The organism is Clostridium ganghwense, from assembly GCF_026735165.1.
Taxonomy (GTDB): Bacteria; Bacillota; Clostridia; order Clostridiales; family Clostridiaceae; genus Clostridium_H; species Clostridium_H ganghwense.
The window spans coordinates 189,454-205,910 of the sequence record NZ_JAPQES010000003.1; the positions used below are offsets into that span (position 1 = coordinate 189,454).

The 16,457-nt window shown below is 30.8% G+C and carries 11 protein-coding genes; 4 read left to right on the forward strand and 7 right to left on the reverse strand.

The genetic code is table 11. The annotated features are described in order from the left end of the window. Nucleotides 1-210: 210 nt before the first annotated feature. Nucleotides 211-813 carry a sigma-70 family RNA polymerase sigma factor gene (locus OXH55_RS10080; protein ID WP_268049811.1) on the reverse strand — a complete coding sequence of 201 codons (603 nt, stop codon included), beginning with the start codon at nucleotides 811-813 and terminating at the stop codon, nucleotides 211-213. Nucleotides 814-984: 171 nt separating this feature from the next. After that, nucleotides 985-2,721, reverse strand: coding sequence for an Ig-like domain-containing protein (locus tag OXH55_RS10085; RefSeq protein ID WP_268049812.1), 1,737 nt, complete (start codon nucleotides 2,719-2,721; stop codon nucleotides 985-987). Nucleotides 2,722-3,034: 313 nt separating this feature from the next. Between OXH55_RS10085 and OXH55_RS10090 the strand changes: the two genes are divergently transcribed. The 3 genes from OXH55_RS10090 to OXH55_RS10100 are packed head-to-tail and all read left to right on the forward strand — an operon-like array spanning nucleotide 3,035 to nucleotide 5,305. Beyond that, on the forward strand, nucleotides 3,035-3,550 hold the full coding sequence (locus OXH55_RS10090; protein WP_268049813.1) for a helix-turn-helix domain-containing protein: 516 nt from the start codon (nucleotides 3,035-3,037) through the stop codon (nucleotides 3,548-3,550). 2 nt (nucleotides 3,551-3,552) lie between these two features. Next, on the forward strand, nucleotides 3,553-4,413 hold the full coding sequence (gene xerA, locus OXH55_RS10095) for a site-specific tyrosine recombinase/integron integrase (protein ID WP_268049814.1): 861 nt from the start codon (nucleotides 3,553-3,555) through the stop codon (nucleotides 4,411-4,413). A 31-nt stretch (nucleotides 4,414-4,444) separates the two neighbouring features. Further along, entirely contained in the window at nucleotides 4,445-5,305 is an 861-nt protein-coding gene (locus OXH55_RS10100) for a hypothetical protein (RefSeq protein WP_268049815.1), read from the forward strand. Between the two features lie 64 nt (nucleotides 5,306-5,369). Here the strand turns inward: OXH55_RS10100 and OXH55_RS10105 are convergent, their stop codons facing one another. Further along, entirely contained in the window at nucleotides 5,370-5,669 is a 300-nt protein-coding gene (locus OXH55_RS10105; protein ID WP_268049816.1) for a M26 family metallopeptidase, read from the reverse strand. A 319-nt stretch (nucleotides 5,670-5,988) separates the two neighbouring features. Between OXH55_RS10105 and OXH55_RS10110 the strand changes: the two genes are divergently transcribed. Further along, entirely contained in the window at nucleotides 5,989-8,991 is a 3,003-nt protein-coding gene (locus tag OXH55_RS10110) for an Ig-like domain-containing domain (RefSeq protein WP_268049817.1), read from the forward strand. A 294-nt stretch (nucleotides 8,992-9,285) separates the two neighbouring features. Here the strand turns inward: OXH55_RS10110 and OXH55_RS10115 are convergent, their stop codons facing one another. The 4 genes from OXH55_RS10115 to OXH55_RS10130 are packed head-to-tail and all read right to left on the reverse strand — an operon-like array spanning nucleotide 9,286 to nucleotide 16,350. Beyond that, nucleotides 9,286-10,422: a TolC family protein gene (locus OXH55_RS10115; protein WP_268049818.1), complete on the reverse strand. Its 1,137-nt coding sequence runs from the start codon at nucleotides 10,420-10,422 to the stop codon at nucleotides 9,286-9,288. Between the two features lie 22 nt (nucleotides 10,423-10,444). After that, nucleotides 10,445-11,941: a TolC family protein gene (locus tag OXH55_RS10120; protein ID WP_268049819.1), complete on the reverse strand. Its 1,497-nt coding sequence runs from the start codon at nucleotides 11,939-11,941 to the stop codon at nucleotides 10,445-10,447. 9 nt (nucleotides 11,942-11,950) lie between these two features. Beyond that, complete coding sequence (locus OXH55_RS10125) at nucleotides 11,951-15,040, reverse strand: efflux RND transporter permease subunit (protein ID WP_268049820.1); 3,090 nt, start codon at nucleotides 15,038-15,040, stop codon at nucleotides 11,951-11,953. A gap of 14 nt (nucleotides 15,041-15,054) precedes the next feature. Next, a complete protein-coding gene (locus OXH55_RS10130; protein WP_268049821.1) occupies nucleotides 15,055-16,350 on the reverse strand; it encodes an efflux RND transporter periplasmic adaptor subunit in 1,296 nt (431 codons plus the stop codon). Nucleotides 16,351-16,457 lie beyond the last annotated feature (107 nt).

The following is a 16,457-nucleotide window of genomic DNA, read 5'->3' on the forward strand; positions in this document are numbered from 1 at the left end:
AAATTTAAAATATTCATCTTTTTTGGTCATCATTAGTATAAATGATATTTTTCTAATTAAATATAATTTATAATTAAATATAATTAAATATAATTTATAATAATATTATAAATTATATTATTTAGAATGTCCATTAATATACAGTAATTTAAGGTAATTACAATAACATTGCCTCTATATGTGTATATACGTAATAAAATTATAAAAGTTCTATATATTTTTATTATTCTCTTCTTTAATCATAATTGCCATTTTCTTAATTACTCTATTTTTTCTCTTGCAGCAGGCTTGATATTTCATATTTTTAATTTTTGCATAATTCACCATAGCTCCTCTTTCATTTTTGTAAATGTATTCTACTAATTCTCTATCCTTTGCCGGAAGCTTGTCCAGCATGTTACCAAATTCCCAGTGCTTTTCTTTCTTTATATACTCTTCTTCTATATTATACTCTATATTATAAGAGGTATAAAATACTTCTTTTTCCATTCCACATTCTATAATTTTATCTAAACTTGCTTCATAATTTCTTTTACTCATTTTTCTTATATTATTATAGTAGTTATTTTTTATAGTCTTTATAAGATAGGCTGTAAAGTTTTTGTTCTTACTGCTATCATAAAGTTTAATAGCCTTCATTATAGATAGATATCCTATTTGTTTTATATCCTCCATTTCATATCCCTTTATATATATACCGCTTGCTGTTTTTGCCACATATTTAGTAAAGCGATTTATTATTTCTTCTGCTGCCTCCTTATCATTTAATTTAGCTTTTTCAACTAATTCATCTAGGTCTACTTCCCCTTTCATAACATATCCTCCTATTTTATTAACATTATTTTTCCTTATAATGTAATTATATCAGAACTTATGTTCGGCATAAAGATATATTTGATAATTATTCCAATTTCCACTAGACAGAAAACATAAAAAAGTCCTATGTTTTTACATAGGACTTTCAAACTTAATATTTATTTTTTCCTAATATGTTCCCGCTTTTACTTCTACACCATTTGCATAGTTATCATTTTTGCTGTCATTGTAATCAACTAAAGATTTCATATTTAATATGTATTCTTTATTATCGTCCATATCTTCAAATTTTAAAATAATTGTTGTTGGATTTACATATTTAACTTCGCTACAGCCTATAGTTATTTTTTTATTTTCTCCTTCAGTACGTTCCAATAAATAATTTAACGGATCTATATTAGAATCTCCATTTTTCATTTCTTGTCCAAATTCAACTTTTACATGATTTTTACCTACAGTTACAACATTCTTAATATATGGAAGCTCATCTGAACTGCCTAATCCTTCAAAATTATGCTTAATATCTTTTGTAGACTCCTCTCCATATTCATCTTTAAGGTTATCTGAAGCAATTACTCTGTAGGTCTTATTATAACTTAGTGATTTTCCTAAATACAGTTTTACAGTTTTACCATCCTCTTCTTTATCAAAGAATACATCTCCTGGTGTCTCCTTACTGTAAGATTTATCTGTGACTCCTTCAACTTTAAAATTATATCTATCTAAAGCTTTTTTTTCATCTAAGTTTCTATCAAATTTCACAACAACAACCCTATTTGATAGAGCTTCTGCACTTACAATAGAAAGATTGTAATCACTTGCACTCATTTTTTCACTTAAATAATCTGTTTCACTAAAAGTGCTCTCTTTTATGTTATCTTTAATATTTCTAACATTTATTTTATACTTGTGATCCTTTTTAAGAGTACCTTCTACTTCTAAAACTACCTTGTCTCCTTCTTTACTGACTGTAGCTTTAGTTACCTTTCTTGTTTCGCTCTTTTCTGTATCTCTTACAGAATAATTCTCAATATTTTCAGCTGTTTTAATGTCAACTGCCTTATTAAAGCTTAGTTCAAGATGATTACTGTTTCTTACTACAGCTTCTAATAAAGAAAGTTCTACATTTTCCTCTGAAGTACCTTTGAAGTCCAATTCATCTCCAAACCCATCTAAAAGTCTAACACCATAACCACTTGTTAAATCTCCAAGGATTTTCATTGTATAGTTTTCATCTTCTGATAAACTCTCTTCTTTTAAATAAATTTGAACACCATTGTTACAGTCTTTAAGAGCTTGTACATCCATACTTCTATATCCACCCTTAACAAAACTTGATCCATCTTCAAGAATTTCATAATATAGCGACTGCTGAGCTTCCTCATTTATTGGATGAGTAAAATATACATTAATAACATTTTTACTAACAGCTTCTATATTTCTTATTTTAAAATAATCTGAATCTATTTTCTTTACCTTGAATTGAAGCTTATAAGGAGTTACTAATTTTCTTCCTCCCTTAGATTTTACTCCATTACTTACACATATTGAGTAAGTTTCATTTTGTGTATATTCCTTTGTTGGAATAATCTTAACTTCCTTAACCTCTTTCAATCCATCGGTTGAACCTTCTATATCACTTTCTACAGGTTCTATTTTAATATCCTCAAACTTTCTTTTCTTTGAATCTTCTATGTATATGTTGCTATCTGTAAGTGTTCTTTCATCTACCCCTGTAGTAAAAGTAATTTTCCACTCCTTATCCGGAAGTACAGATTCCTCTTTTACTTCTGTATTCCAATTTTGTGTTTCGGCTGCAGCAAAGGCTTCTTTTAAATTAAATGAAAAGACACCTAATACCAGAGCTAAAAACATAATAAAATTCAAAATTCTCCTATTGTTCATTCACAATTCCTCCCACTGTATGTACCATTTTTTCACTATACATTATAACATAAAAAATTATTACTCTAGTTACAATTTATGCGAATAATTTTAAATATTTTTGAAAAAAGTATTTACATCACTCTTCTTTATTAGTGTGATATATTGTCTATTTTAAATAGAATTTAATCTCTATTATTATATAATGTGTCAATTATGGACATTAATGTGTTGACAATTTTAAACATTAATGTTACTATTACCACATAATATCCATGGTATTCCATGGTAATATAGTTATACATAGTATTAATTTAGGAAGGACATGAAAAAAATGGACATCGGAAAAAATATTCAGAACTTGAGAAAGAAGACTAATATGACACAACAAGATTTAGCAGATACTTTAGGCATAAGTCGTTCAGCTGTTTCTCGTCTAGAAAGCAAACCATCAATAGATACTAGCTTACTAGAAAAAATTTCAACTGCCTTCAACGTACCTATAATATCTTTAATTTGTAACGAAAATGAAGATACATCAGATGCTATAGCAGCTGATGTAATTAATTCTGTTAAATCTATAAGAACACTGCACTCTAATAGCATAGAATTATATAGAAAATTACCTGACAAAACTAGAAATTTCACAAGAGCTTTAGGTATTGAAATATATAAAGAAATTATTGAATGTGAATGTGCTTCTATAAAAAAATTTGCAACAAGCTTAAAAATAAATATAAATCCTTTATTTGATAATAATAATAATAAACTACAAAAAAACTGCACACAGTTTATAGATACTTTTACAGCAGATTGGATCGAAAATACTTATAAATGGAAGGAGCTATAGACTTGTTACTAAGAGATGCAATTAAAAGATTCAAACAATATTTAGTAATGACAGACAAAAGCAGCGAAACAATTCGCTCTTATTCAACAGACCTTGCTAACTTCGAAAAATTTCTTGAACATAAATATAACTGTCCACTATATCTAAATGAAATACAAGTAACGGATATAGAAGACTACCTATACTATCTAAAAAAGAAAAATTTACAAACAGCCAGCAGAAGTAGAAATTTACATACTCTACGTTCTTTTTGGAATTATTCATGTAAAAATAAATTGTGTAATTTTAACCTTGCCATGACTGTTGAACCAATTAAAATTCAAAAAAAAGAACGTACATATCTTTCAACAGAAGAGGCATTTCAGCTCATAGATGCAATTGAGCATCCTTTGATTAAGTTAGTTATAAAGACACTATACTATACTGGACTTAGGATAAATGAATGTCTTAACCTCAATATAAATGATGTTGACCTTGAAAACAAAATTATCCATGTTATAGGTGGGAAAGGTAATAAAAACAGGGATATTCCTATAAACCAAAATCTTATTCCCCTATTTGAAAATTACTTGGCCAATGAAAGACCTCATGTAAATAGCCAATATTTCTTTGCCACAAAGAAAACTGGCAGTTTAAGTGCTAACTATGTAAATCAATCTTTGAGAGAAACAGTTCGAAAGCTTGGCTGGAAAAAGCATGTTAGTGCTCACATACTACGTCACAGCTTTGCATCTAATCTAATAAAGAATGGTGTAAACCTAGTTTATGTACAAAAATTATTAGGTCACTCAAATTTAAAAGTAACTTCCATATATACTCACGCAAATATAGAAGAATTAAATAAATCAGTCAATGTATTATAAAACATCAAATTACTAGAAAGAAGTGAATTTTATGACTATACAAACTAGCAATAATACTTTTTCTCGGTATGAAGAAATCACCAGAAGTGAAATTGCATCAAATATAAAAGCAACATATGATGAAAACTATATAGTAAAAAGCTTATTCTCTGGAAAAACCCGTGATGAGTTAGCAAAAGAATTTAATCATAAAAGCTACAGAACCTTAGATATGTTCATGAGAAGACGTGGATATGTTTGGAATTCTGTTAAACAAAATTATGTAATAAAACCATTAGAAACTCCAAAAGTTGAAATAAATCCTAGTACATTTAAGGTTGAAAAAATAATTTCCTTGTTTGCTGCTGGACTTGAACCAATAGAAATTGCAAAAAAAGTAGGAATGAGGGATCACCGAACCATAGCTATGTATATGAAAGATAAAGGCTACATATGGTCCAGTGAAAAACAAAATTATGTTCTTTTAAAAGGTGAGCAGCCTGAAGTAGATTTTATTGATGATAGTTACGAAGAAGAAATTGCTGTAAATTCTACTTCTAATGATTTTTCTCCTTCTTACTACGATAATTTTTCAAATGATTTTAATAATGAAGAACTTCCTCAAATGGATAGGTTTCAAAAGCTAATTCCTATGCTGGAAATGATTGATCGTAATAAAGATAAACTTGCTGAACTTCTCTCTATAAATACTGGGGGAACTATTCCCCGTTATGTAGTTGGAGGAATAACTATTACAAAATCTCTTTGTATGTCCCATAATCTTGCAGAGCTTATAAAAGACTTCAGCAAAGAAAAGAATATAAGCCAAAGAGAGATATTTGAAGTAGCAGTTATAGAATTTTTGAAAAAATACGGTTATGAAATTGAAGTAAATGCATTGTTTACATCTTAACTTTAATTATGAAAAGGTGGTTTTTGCAAAAGCAAAACCACCTTTTTAATATACAAAATAAAAATTAATATTTGAATTTAATTATAACTTCTTTAATTTCACCCTTACTATTCTTTCTAATATTAAAGTTCTTTATATCTTCATAATCATTTTCTAATTGATGGTTTAATTCATTGATAGTTGCTTTTATTTTTTTTACTACGTCATTATCTTCTACTACTGTATATCTATCTTTTCTTGTAACAACTTCTTGTTGTTTATTGTCTAAAATAACATAGTAATTGTCCCCCTCTTCAATTACTACATACTCACTTCCTTTAGTAATTGTTGAACATAAATAATCATCTACACATTTAACTTTCATAAAATGCCCTCCTCCATATTATAGTGTTATGTATTCCAAATATACTACTAAAATTCACACTTATATTATACCAATATAGGAAATATAATAAAAGGAAAAGCTGAATTTGATTTATAAATTCTATTTTTATTTATTTATTACTTATTATGGGTTTACTTTATTTTTATAATATTATTTATTGTAAACAATATTTTTATAATATTAAATTATTAATGTTTTTTTTACTAATATTATAAATTGCACTATTATTATAATAAATGTTTTACACTTGTAGAATTTTCCCACACCTCCGTGGACAAGCCATATAGCCATTCTCCCCTTGGAAAATAATTCAATTTTTTTTGGAAATATAAGTGCTATTAACGCCGCACAAGTTAAAGTAACATTCAGTAACACATTAACAGGAGATACTAAAGACGAAGCAACAGATTTAGATAACTATACTTTAAACAACTCTAAAGGTAACGAAATAGAAGATGCATTTAAAGCTGTTGATGTAGAAGAAGGATCAAAAGAAGCTATCTTAACAGTTGACTTCTCTAAAATCGGGGATGGAGACGACGACTACCAAAACCAAGCTGATTTTGAATTAGTTTTAAACAAAGATATTACAGGCGAAGAAACTAAAAAAGAATTCAAAGTTTCAGACTTTGATATTCCAGAAGTTGAATCAGCTGAAGTTGCTGGTATCAGAACAATAAAAGTAAAATTATCAGAACCAGTAGTTTCTAAAGCAAGAGCAGGAGCGGATTTATACAAAGACTTAGAAAATGCTTTTGAAGTTAATGATGGGGACTATTCAATAGAAAAAGTTGAAGCTATCAACAATGGTAAAGAATTAAACATCGTTCTTTACAGTGACTTAAAAGATGGAGAAAAATTAACAGTTGAAGTTAAATCAGAAGCAGAAGACTATGCTGGATATTCATTAAAGAAGAGTTCACATGATGTAACTGTAGATATCAATAAAGATGACGTAGCTGTAGTTGGTTATGAAAAAGCTAAAGACAGTGAAATAACTTTAGTATTTAACAAAGATGTTAAATTCCACGATTATGAAGATGAAACTAAATTAGTTAAAACTTCAGTTAAAGATCAATATGCTGGATACAAAGACTTAGCAGACGATAATGATGTATTTGGTAAGTTCTACCACACTACAAGCAAAAATGAAGTAGAAGCTGTTGAAATAGATGGAAATAAAGTTACTTTACACTTTGCTTCTGATGACTTATTACCAGAAACAGCATATATATTCGTAGATTCTGATGCATTAGAAGATCTATGGAACAAAACTAACAATGACTTAAATCAAAAAGTTACTATAACTAAAGACTCAACTAAACCAGAAATAAAAGAACTTAAACAAGATGATGATTCTAATAGAAAAGTAGTTATAACTTTCACAGAAGAATTAGATAAAGAATCAGCTGAAAAAGAATCAAATTACACTGTTACAGATAAAGATGGAAAAACTGTAAGAGTATCTGATGCTAAATTAACAGATGAAGAAGAAGTTACATTAACTTTATCAAAAGATTTAGACGATAGCGAAAAATATAAAGTAGCTATTGAAGATGTTGAAGATAAAGCTGGAAACAAAATATCTGATGTTACTAAAGAATTTACAGCTAAAGAAACTGAAGCAGTTACAAGTGTAACAGCAAGATACTATGATCAAGGTAAGAGCAGCCAAAAAGTAGTTATTGACTTTGATACAAAAATGTTAGCTGATGGAAGCAGATATGCTATCAACAACCTTGATAACTATGATTTAAAAGTAGTTAAAGGCGGACAAACTTACACACTTAACTTAGCTGATTATGATGATGCTAGCATAAAATCAGTAGAAGATGCTCATAAAGCAGAAATTAAACTTCCAGGAAATGATGAAGATTTAGATGATAGATTTGATTTCACAGGTGCAACTGTTACTGTAACAATAAATAAAGTAGACGATATTAATGAAAACAGAAGTGAAATAATATCAAATGTAACAGTTAATCCAAAAGCTACAAATATTGGATTAGATTCAGATAATGATGCTCCAATAGCAGTAGATACAGAAACTGTAAAAGTAATATTTGATGATGAACTTAGCTTTGAAAAAGATGATGTTCAAATTGGTTACATGGACGCTGGTACATTTACACAAGTAACACCATCTTCTACAAGAGTTGATAAAGAAAACGGTAAAACAACTGTAACTTATACTTTAAAAGAAGCAGATCAATTACAATATGACGGAACTTACGCAGGTGATAAGCAATTCGTTGTTAAAACTATTGCAAGCCCTGAATCAGAAAATAGCTATGGAGATACATTAGCTGCAAGCCAAACATGGAACCTTAAAGATGAAATAGTTCCTGTTTTAGCTAAATTAGCTGAAACAAGTGGTGGAGATGCAACAGCAACAGTTAAATTTGACGTAGCATTAGATGATAGAGATGATTATGAAGATGCAGTAAAAGTAGTTAATTACAATTCAGCTGATAAAACAGCTTCTGTAGAATTAACATTCCAAGAAGAATTAACTAATGCTAACATCAACAAATATGTATTCAAAACTGATGATGATGATGTAGATGTAACAGCAGCTGCACTTAAAGATGGAGATGCTAAGACAGTAGTATTAACACTTGATGCAAGTGGAGATGGATACACTGCAGCAGCAGACTTTGTTGGATTAGGAATTTCAACAGGTTCTAATGAATTATTTGATACAGCTGCAGAAGCTAACAAAGCTGTAGTTGATGCTGAAATAGAAATCGTAGATACAGATGCTATAGATGCTATAGCAGCTAAAGAAGCAGCTAAAACAGCATTAAATGCTAAAATAACAGCTGCACAACAAGCTCATGACGTTGCAACAGAAGGTGCTGTAGTTGGAAATACTATAGTAGGTTCAAAAGCTACATTACAAACTGCAATTACTGCTGCACAAGCTGTATATAATAACGCAGCAGCAACAACTGCACAACTTACTCAAGCAACAACTGACTTAAATACTGCAGTAACTACATTTGAAGCTTCTAAGGTTGTAGCTTTAACAGGATTAACAGCTCCAACAGGTCTTAAAATGGATGCTGCTAATGGTGGAGCAGGTGCTGTAACAGCTGGAGCTATCACAGGCGTAACAGCTGGAGCTGGTGAAACATTAGAAGTAACAAGTGGTGACACAAATGTATTAACAATTAATGCTGCAACTGGATTAGATGTAACTGGAAAAGCGGCAGGTACTGCTACAGTAACAGTTAAAGTATTAAATACAGCTGGAGAAGTAATTAAAGTAGGAACTGTTGACGTTACTGTTGGTGCTTAATAAGTAGCAATCGTAGTATAAACAAAAAGACAAGCAACATTCTGAGAAGGATAGCTTAGCTATCCTTCTCAATTTCAAAAGAACGGATTAAAATAAAAGATTTATAAAGAACGGAAACAATTCAAAATAAATCATATCTAAAAAACACAAATAATAAATACACTGCATTATATACTGCAGGTCCCCCCAAAAAAGTTCTTATAAATTTCAATTCTAAAAAAGACTAACAGGCATTTGCCTGTTAGTCTTTTTACTTATATAAAGAAAACCACCAGCTTAGCTGGTGGTTTTTTATTATAAAGCTCTTTTATTATAATTCTTGAATTTTTCTACTGCTACATAATAGTTTAGCTTTGCTCTGTTATATTCACATGAAGCCATTAAAACACTTTCTTCTGCTGCATCACACTGTATCTTTGTACTTCTGCCTGCATCAAATTTAGCTTTCTCAGTCTTTAATAAAGTTTGTGCTTTTTCATAATCTAGCTTCTTAACTTGAACATCATCTTTTGCATTCAATATACTGTTGTAATCCATTCTAATCTTTGCTTCTATGCTTTTCTTCTCATCATCCATTTTATATTTTAATTCTATTAATTGATCTTCTAAATCCTCTATTCTTGCCTTATAATCACCACTTGGATTTGCAGCTCTTTCTAATTCACTAGCATTGGTTGCATTCTCATAATCCTCTAAAATATCTTTTTCTTTAATATCTATCTTTTGTTCTTCTATCATAGAAGTTATAGTGTGAGATTTTGTTAACATCTTTTCAATAACAGCTTCTAAATTTTTAACCTCATAAGGTTTATAAGGAATCTCTGCCTTCTTTAAATTAAGCTTTTTATCTACAGGATTACCTATTTTCATGTTCAGCTCCATTCTAAGGCTTTCCTCAGAGTTTTTAAGCTGCTGTAGTTTCATCTCCGCATCCTTCAAGTTTGTCTCATCATCAATCAACGAAGTAGCTGCCTCTGTTCCAATCTTAATCTTTTCTTTCTTGTATTCTAAAAGCTTTTTCAATCTTTCTATTTTTTTCTCTTGAAGTTCTATCATCTGATTTTGAAGCATTATATCATAATAAGCTTTAGTTGTAGACAGTACAACTTCATCTTGTTTCTGATCTTTCTGCCACTCAAGATTTTTGATTTCTTCCTGTCTTCTAAAAGGATTAATATATTTCCTCATATCCTTTTGATAATTTGATTCCTTGCTCTTTTCCTCCAAAGCATCATGATACCATTTATCTCTTACTTCTATTTTCTGTTTAAAAACACTTAACTCTGAATTATTAGATGTAGTAAGTCTGATTATATCATTTATATCAATCTGTGAATTTTTATCAGCGGCTCCCCATGCAGATTTAGCCCCCACGCTTAAAATTCCAACTAAAGCAATTGCTGCAGTTAATACTTTTATTTTCTTATTCATCTTAATTTATAACTCCCTTCCTCTAATATGCTGGTCCTATTTTACTAGCTTTTTCAAGTTTATATAATGCTATATTGTAGTTTCTTACAGCAGTGTTGTAATCCATTTTTGCTTTGTTTAATCCAAGCTCTGCATCCCAAGTTAATGATACAGGTTTGGTTCCAAGCTTATAAGCTTTTAAAGCAGAATCAAGCTGCTGCTTTGCCTTCTCTAGGTTTTTAGAAGCTAAATCTATTTGTCCTTTTTTATGAATAACGTTCAAATAAGCATTTTGCATATTCTCTTCTACATCCTTTTTAGCTTCATCTAGTGCCAACTGTGCTTCATCCAATGCCTTTTGAGCATTCATATATTCATAGTCTTCATCATCAAAATAATCTTTTAGAATATCCATAGTTCTTTTCTTTTCTTTCAAATCCACGTCAGCGTCAAATATTTCGCTTCTAGTACCCAAGGCACTACTTAAGTATTTTTCGTAGCTTAGAGGGGCTTTCACGTCCATATTTAAAGTATCTATAAGTTGTATTTCACGTGATAAATTTACACCCAAAGCATTTTTAAATTGAATTTCACCATTTTCTATATCTCTTGATAACTTATCTAACTCCAATTTTGTTTTATCAAGTTCAATTTTAGTCAAATTCTTTTGAAGCTCAGAAGCTTGACCAACTTCACAAGTCTTAACTAAATCATTATATCCTTTAAGCATTCTGTCGTATAATTGTTTTTTTAGCTTATAACCTTCCTGAGCATAAAGAAGATTATCATAAGCTTCTTTTATCATAACATCAGCCATAACATTAGCTACTTCTTTCTTCTTAACTGTCTTTTCAATCATGCATTGAACAGTATACCAACCTATATCCTTAGGCATAATAAAGAAATTATATTCTTCTTTTGCTGTTAAATTTTTTGGCTTTCCAGTATCCTTATCAGCAAGACCAGTAGCAATAAGTTTTGCTTTAGCAGCATTAAATTCTGCAAGTTGAGTTTCCATTTCAGCATATTTTTCTCTCATATCATCTATGGTAGCTGGTTTAATTTCATTCTCTATATACTTCATAACACCCTGTGCCTGAGCAATTCCTGCTTTTATTTGTGCAATAACCTCTTCTGGTGTACCTTCAGGAAGGCTTGCTAATTTTTCTTGTAATTCCTTAAGTGTTTTCTCAGCTTCGTTGTAACCTTCAACAGCATCTACTAATTTCTTGCTTTGTTCTTTAAACTCATCACTATTAATCTTTTTATAAGCATCTTTGTAATCCTCAAATCCATCCATAGCTTCTTCAGCTTCTTGGCTTAACTTCTTATACTTTTTAAATTTTCTATCCAGCGTATCCATTCCAGTATCAAGCCTTTTCATATTATTACTGTTTTTTATTGACAGCTGGACAGCTTGTTCCTTCGTTAGACTCAGCACACCCTTTGAAGGTGCAGCACTTACTGAAAGCACTGCACCTCCTACAAAGATGGATGCAAAGCCTAATGATAACATCTTAAATATAGATTTTTTTTTCATAGCTTTTTCTCATCCCTTCAAAGTATTTCCATTATTCATTTTAACCTGCTTTACTTTGTTTTTTAACTGCGCAGAACGACTTTCAATTAAATGATATAAGACAGGTATAACAACCAGTGTTAACAATGTAGATACAATCAATCCACACATCAATGCAACTGCCATAGGAACAAACATAGGATTCTTAGATGCCACTATAGGTGCAAGACCCATAACTGTTGTAAAAGCACTTAATATAATAGGGCTAAATCTCTTACTCATTGCATCTTTACAAGCATCCTCCAGTGAAAAACCTTCATCTCTTGCCTTATTGATATATTCAATTAGCAATATAGCATTTTTTACAACTATTCCAACCAAACTTACAATTCCCATAAGAGCCATTAGGGATAGTGGTTGTTTAAATATAAATAATCCTACAATTGCACCTATAAAAGACAATGGTATTGTTAAGAAAATAATAAATGGTTGCATAAATGAATTAAATTGTATAAGCAATATTATATAAATAAAGAAAATCGCAACTCCTGCTGACACTCCTAATTTACCGAAGTATTTTACTATATCTTCTTTTTCACCATGGAACTCTATTCTAATTCCAGGTAAGTCCATAGTTTTTAATTTTTCTTCTATAATGTTCTGAATATCTACAGCATTGCCGCCTGGTTTAACACCAACATATACATTAACGCAGTTTTCTTTATTGTATCTTTTTATGGTGTCAATTTGAGGGCGTAGTTTAATTGCTGCAATTTCCTTTAAAAGAACCTTATGACCTGCAAGAGTAGATTTTATTCCTAAGTTCTCCAGCTTTTCTTTAGTGTCAATATTACTGCTTACAATAATACTAAATTCTTTACCATTCTTCCTGTATACAGAGGCTTCTGTACCTCTTAAAGCAATATTTATCTGTCTTTCAATATCATACTTCATAATTCCAAGCTCTGATGCCAAATCTGAGTCTATATCCACTTTGTATTGATATGTTCTCTCTGCTGCATCATCACGAATCTTACATGTACCTTCAATTTCTCTAGCCATTGCCTGAAGTTTTTCAGATGCTGAATATATTTTCTCCATATCCTCGCCTAAAACCCTCATTCCAATAGGAGCTTCCTTAGGCATTGCATACTGAAGGGGATAAACTGTTGACTTAGCACCTACAATCTTGGTATCAAGCTGTTCTTGAAGATAATTTGCAAACTCCTCATTACTTTCAAATCTTTCACCTTTTTTCAAATCAAAATCAATTTTAGTCTGTGAAAAATCATTAGAAGGCACTGCAGTTGGCATAGCAACCCAGAATTTAGGTACTCCATCTCCTATTCCTGTGGTGTAGTTTTTAATTTCAGGTTGAGCTTTTAAAACCTTCTCAACATCTGCTGAAACCTTTTCTGTTGCTTTTAAATCACCTTTCTTTTCTATAGTTGTGTTTATATACATCATGTTCTTATTGGCATAAGGGAAAAACTCAAGTCCTAATGTTGTAGCTAATAAAGCTGTTAACCCTAAAAGTACAACAGCAATTGCAATTGTAGTTCTTCTCCTTTTAAGTCCAAAGTCTAATAACTTCTCAAAAACACTACGAACTTTTGTTATACCTCTACCTTTTTTCTTATCTTTAGTTTTCTTGAAGAATAAAGAAGCTAAAGGTGGAGTTATAAGCATAGCACATATATAAGATGCAATTAAAGAAATAATAACAACTTTAGGAATACATTCTACATATTTTCCTGGTATACCTGGTATTGTAAGTAGCGGTGCGAAAGAAGCAACAGTTGTCAATGTAGATGTAAATATAGGTACAGCTGATTCCTTTGCTCCATCAAAGGCAGCTTTCATGCTGTCTATTCCTTCATCAACCTTAACCTGCACTACGTCACTTATTACAATAGCATTATCCACCAGAATACCCAGTGCAATAATAAGAGCCATAGTTGAAATCTGGTGTATTTTTATCCCCAAAACTTCCATGATAACAAAACTGATTAATATTGATATAGGAAGAGCAGTGGACACAACTATAGAATTTCTTATTCCAACTCCTGCAAATATTACAACAACAACTAATATGATACCTTCTACCAAATTAGCCATAAAATCTGAAACTGCGTTATCTACATCTGTTGGCTGGTACAGTACCTCGTAGAAATTCAAATCACTTGGTAAAGATTTTTTTATTTTATCTAATTCTATTCTAACATCTTTACCTATTAATACAATGTTTTTGTTTTCTTCAAAATGTCCTGTAAGCAAAATAGCATTTTTACCGTCCTGCTTATATTTGGAAGCATCATCTTCATATGCCATATGAATCTTTGCAATATCCTTAAGTCTTACAACAGCTCCTGTATCCTCTGAAATATATACAATTACATTTTCAATATCCTTTACAGATTCAAAACCATTGCTTGTAATTACATCTATTTTTGAGCTTTCATTTTCTATAGCTCCTGGTGGTATTTTTATATTTTGAGCTTGAAGAGCCTTTGTCACATCTTCTACAGAAATAGGGTAGTTATTTAACCTTTCAATGTCTATGTCTATCTTAACTTCCTTATTAAGCTTACCATCTACATCAAATCGCGTAACTCCATCTATTTTACTTAGTTTTCCTTTAATTTCTTCTGCATAGGAATCTAACTGATCGTAAGAATAATTATCTCCTGACAAGCTTATTATCATTCCTGCTGTTGAAACTAAATCAGTATTAATTTCACTAGCAAAGCACTCTTTTGGAATCTCTGCTTTTTTATCTTCTACGTTCTGTCTTAATTCTCTCCAAGATTTATCCTGATCGGCATCATCTTTTAAATACACAATTAAAACAGAAACACTATTTTTAGAATAAGATTCCACATAGTCAAAACCATCTATTTCTGAAGCTGCATCTTCTAACTTCTTAGTAACTAAATTCTTTACATCATCTGGAGTTCCTCCTGGGTATATAGTTAACACCCTTGCTATTCCAACAGAAGCATCGGGATTTTCCTGCTTAGGTATTATTCCATAAATCTTAAATCCAAATATTAATATCAATATAGTCAAAAATATAGTTATCTTTCGCTGTTTAATTGCACTTTTAACTAAACCTGACATATCTCCATCCCCTCTTATTTAACAACTTTTACTTTATAACCTGGTTTAATATTTTTCAAACCTTCAGTTACAATCTTGTCACTTAGGGATACTCCATCTATTAAAACCTTATCTCCGTATATACTTTTAATGATTATATTCTTTCTTGAAATTCTATCTTTGTCTACTACATAAACATAATCTTCCCCATCATTTAAGATTGTTGTTATCGGCAGCCATATACCTTTTTTATTTTCTAATTTAATATTAACCTTTGATACAGAGCCTACATAAAATTTATCCTGTGGAATTCTCTTATTCATCTTAATCTTTGCCTTATATGTTCTGCTTTTAACATCAGGTGTCTGCTCTATTTCGGTAACCACACCTTCCGTTTCTATGTCATTAATTTTTATGCTAGCCTTTGTACCTGTAGTTATTCTTTGTATATCATTTTGAGCTATTTGTATATCAATAACCTGCTCTTCTGTACGAATTACCACAACAGGATATCCAGCAGCTGTATTTTCACCAGCTTTATTTAGTACCTTCACTACATATCCCGATATTCCTGATTTAAGAACTGTATCCTTCAACATGCTCTGCTTGGCTTCATATTGAGTTGTTGCTGCTTCATATTGTGATTGTGCTGCTTCGTATTGAGCCTTTGCTCCATTATACACAGCAAGAGCACTTTCCTTATCCTCAGCTCTAGCTCCATTTTCAGCCTTAGACAGTACTTCCTTTGAACTATCTAAAGCAACCTTAGCACCATCAAGCTTAATCTTTATGTCATCAAGCTGTTGTTTTGAAACAATTCCTTCCTTATACAGTTTTTCTGCTCTACCATGGCTTTCTTTTGCATAATTGTAGTTGTTCTCAGCATTTTTAACAGCTAATCTAGCATTATTTATGTCTTCCTTCTGAGCTCCATTCATAGCTTTATCATACTGTGCCTTTGCAGCATCTGCTTGAGCCTGTGCCATAGATACTTTTCCTTTTGCAGCTTCCATCTGTCCTCTTGCTCCATCAACTGCAAAATTGTAATCTTGATTATCCAATACGGCAATCACTTGTCCTTGTTTAACATACTCCCCTTCTTTAACAGATATTTGTGCAATTTTTCCTGGTACTTTAAAACTATATTTTATGATATCTTCTGAATTTGTATTACCTAAATACTCTAATAAAATAGGGTAATTTTCTTCTTTTGCTTCCATAACCTTTACAGGTATTATTTTTTCTTGTTCACCAGCTTCAGCATTTTTACTGCATCCAGCCATTGAAAACACCATAGCTCCTGTAAGCAAAAATGAAACTAATTTTTTCATAGAATCCCCCCAGAAGAATTATTTAGTTGTAGCGACCACCTTGTCGCTCAATATAAAATAATATTATCACACCATGAAAATACTGTCAATTAGCATAATATTAACTT

Coding starts and splice junctions, on each gene's coding strand:
- OXH55_RS10080 (WP_268049811.1), bottom strand. CDS start 813: ATGAAAGGGGAAGTAGACCTAGATGAATTAGTTGAAAAAGCTAAATTA.
- OXH55_RS10085 (WP_268049812.1), bottom strand. CDS start 2,721: ATGAACAATAGGAGAATTTTGAATTTTATTATGTTTTTAGCTCTGGTA.
- OXH55_RS10090 (WP_268049813.1), top strand. CDS start 3,035: ATGGACATCGGAAAAAATATTCAGAACTTGAGAAAGAAGACTAATATG.
- OXH55_RS10100 (WP_268049815.1), top strand. CDS start 4,445: ATGACTATACAAACTAGCAATAATACTTTTTCTCGGTATGAAGAAATC.
- OXH55_RS10105 (WP_268049816.1), bottom strand. CDS start 5,669: ATGAAAGTTAAATGTGTAGATGATTATTTATGTTCAACAATTACTAAA.
- OXH55_RS10115 (WP_268049818.1), bottom strand. CDS start 10,422: ATGAATAAGAAAATAAAAGTATTAACTGCAGCAATTGCTTTAGTTGGA.
- OXH55_RS10120 (WP_268049819.1), bottom strand. CDS start 11,941: ATGAAAAAAAAATCTATATTTAAGATGTTATCATTAGGCTTTGCATCC.
- OXH55_RS10125 (WP_268049820.1), bottom strand. CDS start 15,040: ATGTCAGGTTTAGTTAAAAGTGCAATTAAACAGCGAAAGATAACTATA.
- OXH55_RS10130 (WP_268049821.1), bottom strand. CDS start 16,350: ATGAAAAAATTAGTTTCATTTTTGCTTACAGGAGCTATGGTGTTTTCA.